The sequence below is a fragment of the Emticicia sp. genome (genome assembly GCF_049241225.1).
Taxonomy (GTDB): domain Bacteria; phylum Bacteroidota; class Bacteroidia; order Cytophagales; family Spirosomataceae; genus Emticicia.
Genome location: NZ_JBMLRC010000408.1, coordinates 1 through 3,777, shown reverse-complemented (window position 1 = coordinate 3,777; position 3,777 = coordinate 1). Strand labels below are relative to the sequence as shown.

4 protein-coding genes are annotated in these 3,777 nt (G+C 41.1%); all 4 read right to left on the bottom strand.

The window, feature by feature from the left end; translation table 11 throughout:
- Nucleotides 1-195 precede the first annotated feature (195 nt).
- Nucleotides 196-1,017: an N-acetylmuramic acid 6-phosphate etherase gene (murQ, locus tag ACOVO2_RS21185; RefSeq protein ID WP_421771902.1), complete on the bottom strand. Its 822-nt coding sequence runs from the start codon at nt 1,015-1,017 to the stop codon at nt 196-198.
- A gap of 76 nt (nt 1,018-1,093) precedes the next feature.
- Entirely contained in the window at nt 1,094-2,476 is a 1,383-nt protein-coding gene (locus tag ACOVO2_RS21180; protein WP_421771901.1) for a dipeptidase, read from the bottom strand.
- A gap of 37 nt (nt 2,477-2,513) precedes the next feature.
- Nucleotides 2,514-3,116 (bottom strand): glycerol-3-phosphate 1-O-acyltransferase PlsY, encoded by a 603-nt coding sequence (gene plsY / locus ACOVO2_RS21175; protein ID WP_421771900.1) that lies wholly within the window; start codon nt 3,114-3,116, stop codon nt 2,514-2,516.
- 199 nt (nt 3,117-3,315) lie between these two features.
- A partial coding sequence (locus ACOVO2_RS21170; protein ID WP_421771899.1) for a glycosyltransferase occupies nt 3,316-3,777 on the bottom strand: 462 nt, incomplete at its 5' end.

Here is a 3,777-nt window from a genome sequence, read left to right as displayed (position 1 = left end):
AATAGAAATAAAAATGGCACTCCAATGATGGCGTATAGGTATAGTTTTTCAGCCCAAACGAACGAACGCAGGGTTTGCCAACTAAGCCAATCTATTGAAAACCAGTCCCACATTTATAATTAAGAATTGAGAATGAAGAATGTAGAATTTTTCTTTTCTACTCATCTTCTTTTCTATGATACCAGAATCTATTTGTTAATTTCTGTAATTATCAACAGCGTTTCTTACGCTGCCGTATGTATGCAACAATTCGCTTGCTTCTTCGTGCGAAATGTTTAATTCGTTCATGACCATTCTTACGCCTCTTTCTACTAGTTTGAGGTTAGTAAGCTGCATATCAACCATTTTATTGCCTTTCACTCTACCGAGTTGAATCATTACTGAGGTAGAAATCATGTTTAGCACCAATTTTTGGGCAGTACCTGACTTCATTCGGGTGCTACCAGTGACGAATTCTGGCCCGACAACGGCCTCTACTGGAAATTCGGCTTCGGCTGCTACGGCACTTCCTGCATTACAAACCACACAACCCGTCAAGATTCCATTTTGGCGTGCTGTTCGCAAGCCACCAACTACGTAAGGCGTACGACCCGATGCCGCAATACCCACCAAACAATCATTGGTATTTATCTCGTACTCTTCTAAGTCTTTCCACGCTTGCTCTATGTCATCTTCGGCATTTTCAACGGCTTTTCTGATAGCTCTATCACCACCCGCCATGATTCCCACAACCATTCCGAAAGGCACACCAAACGTCGGCGGACACTCCGAGGCATCTACTACACCCAAACGTCCGCTTGTACCTGCACCGATATAAAACAAACGTCCGCCTGCTTTCATTCGTGGTACAATCTGACTCACCAATGCTTCAATCTGTGGAATACATTTTTCTACTGCATAAGGTACGGTTTTGTCTTCGTTATTGATGCCTTCGAGCAATTCTCGAACCGACATTTTTTCGAGATTATCGTAGTGTGAAGCAGATTCGGTTGCTAATTTTTCTAAGCCAAGTGACATATCTGATTGTAAAACAAAGTATTATTCAAAAAAAGAGCTAATGATGAGCTTAAAGCCTTCATTAGCTCAAAATTAATTATTTTTTCATCAATGCTGCATAATGCTTAAAGAACAAAGGAATGGTTTCGATGCCTTTGAAGAAATTAAACAAACCATAATGCTCATTTGGTGAATGTAGGGCATCCGAATCTAAACCAAAGCCCAAAAGGATTGATTTCAGACCTAATTCTTGCTCAAATAAAGCCACAATCGGAATACTTCCACCACCACGAGTTGGAACTGGTTTCTTGCCAAAAGCTTCTTCTAATGCCAAAACTGCAGCTTTATAACCGGCAGAATCAGTCGGCGTTACGTAAGGTTGTCCACCGTGGTGGCGAGTCACTTCAACCTTCACCGTTGGTGGAGCGATCGCTTTGAAGTGAGTTTCAAACAAATCTGCAATTTCTTCCCAATCTTGGTCAGGTACGAGTCGCATCGAAATCTTAGCAAATGCCTTTGATGGCAATACTGTTTTTGAACCTTCGCCCGTGTAGCCACCCCAAATACCATTGACATCAAGCGTTGGGCGGATGCTTGCACGCTCACGAGTAGTATAACCTTTCTCGCCCGAAACTTCGGCTATATCAAGGTCTTTTTTAAATGCTGACAAATCAAACGGTGCAGATTCTAAATCATCACGCTCAGCTTGCGATAGTTCGGCAACTTTATCGTAGAAGCCTTTAATTGTTACCTTTCCATCAGCATCGTGCATCGAGGCAATCATTTGGCAAAGTACATTGACAGGATTTGCCACTGCTCCACCATAAACGCCTGAGTGCAAATCACGGTTCGGGCCCGTAACGGCAACTTCCATATAAGTCAGCCCACGCAAGCCAGTTTCTACCGAAGGAATATCGTTGGCAATGATTGAAGTATCAGAAATCAAAATCAAATCGGCGGCGAGTTTTTCTTTGTTTGCTTTTACAAACACGCCTAAGTTTTCAGAACCTACTTCTTCTTCGCCCTCAAACATTATTTTTACGTTACACGGCAAACCACCTTGTGCCAACATCATTTCTATTGCTTTTACGTGCATATAGATTTGACCTTTATCGTCACACGAGCCACGGGCAAAAATTGCTCCATCGGGGTGATTTTTGGTTACTTTAATGGTTGGTTCAAAAGGTGGCGAATCCCACAATTCGTAAGGGTCAGCCGGTTGCACATCGTAGTGTCCATAAACCAAAATCGTTGGTAATGAGGCATCTACGATTTTCTCGGCATATACAATTGGGTGGCCTGCGGTTGGGCAAATCTCGGCTTTATCGAGACCTGCTTCTAATAATCTTTCTTTTACAAACTCAGCCGCACGAAGCATATCTGGCTGAAATTTGGTGTCGGCACTCACCGACGGAATTCTAAGAAAATCAAAAAGTTCGTTTAGAAAACGGTCTTTATTTTGTTCGATGTAAGTGTTCATTGATTTGTGGTTTTCTATCTAATACAAAGTTATGCGTTTATTTCTTCGCACCAAACTTACTTTCAGTTCCGTTGAGTAGGCGTTGAATATTCTGGCGGTGCATAACCGCTAAAATAATGAATATCAGCCAAGCAAAACCAATGGCATATTTATCGGCATTATCATTCCAGAGATTGAAAGTCAACTGAATCGGAAAAGCCAATGCTCCGAGAATAGACCCCAACGAGACATATCGGGTAGCCAATACGATAATCATAAAAACAACCATACAGCCCAAAGCCGCCCAAGGAAAAGTAGCCACTAAAACGCCCATTGCCGTAGCCACGCCTTTACCACCTCTGAATTGGGCAAAAATCGGGAAAATATGCCCTGCAATAACAGCCAAACCCATCGCTAGAGGTAAAATACTATCTATTTCGGTAGAAAAATAACTTGCGGCTTTTACGGCTAAAAAGCCTTTGAGAAAATCGACGATAAGAACAATAATACCAGCTTTCTTACCAAGTGTGCGAAGTGAATTGGTTGCCCCGGCATTTCCGCTTCCGTGCTGACGCACATCTACTCCATGAAAAATCTTACCGTACCAAACTGCTGTGGGAATTGAGCCTAATAAATAAGCCAAAATAATGCTAAAAATCATTAAGGTTGTTTGTTGATTTTGATGAACGGACAAAATTAAACAAAATTGTGATATTTCGTGTTAACCATTCAGCAAAAAACACATAAGACATTGACAAGCAACAACTTATGTGTTTTATTTTTAAGAAAAAATTGTATATTTTTAGATATTTTTCTATCAGAATAGCCTAAATTGGCAATCTATATCTACTTCATTTCTATTACATTCGAGTTATCCCTTTTCTTTTAAGTGCCAAATCATGGGCTGTATCGTAGTACGAGCGTAGATTTGACCAATCAAATATTTCAGAAATATTCTCAACACGGTTACGCTGCATGATACGGTCACGACGATTCATAGTTACGAATTTATATAGAATTTCGGCCAATTGGTCAGCAGCTTTATCGAAGCTTTTAGTCTTGCGATTTACTACATAAACACCTACATTGTCATAGTCTTTCATTAATTGCATGATGAAATCACCGAAGCCTGATAAATCACTCGTCACGGTCGGGATTCCTCGCACCACACACTCAAGTGGCGTGTAACCCCAAGGTTCATAATAGCTCGGAAATACGCCTAAATGACAACCACGCACAAACTGACTATATTCCATTCCAAAAAGTGGATTGGTTGGGGAAATGAAATCTGGGTGATACACAAATTTTACTCGGTCTTGCTC

Coding starts and splice junctions, on each gene's coding strand:
- murQ (WP_421771902.1), bottom strand. CDS start 1,017: ATGTCACTTGGCTTAGAAAAATTAGCAACCGAATCTGCTTCACACTAC.
- ACOVO2_RS21180 (WP_421771901.1), bottom strand. CDS start 2,476: ATGAACACTTACATCGAACAAAATAAAGACCGTTTTCTAAACGAACTT.
- plsY (WP_421771900.1), bottom strand. CDS start 3,116: ATGATTTTTAGCATTATTTTGGCTTATTTATTAGGCTCAATTCCCACA.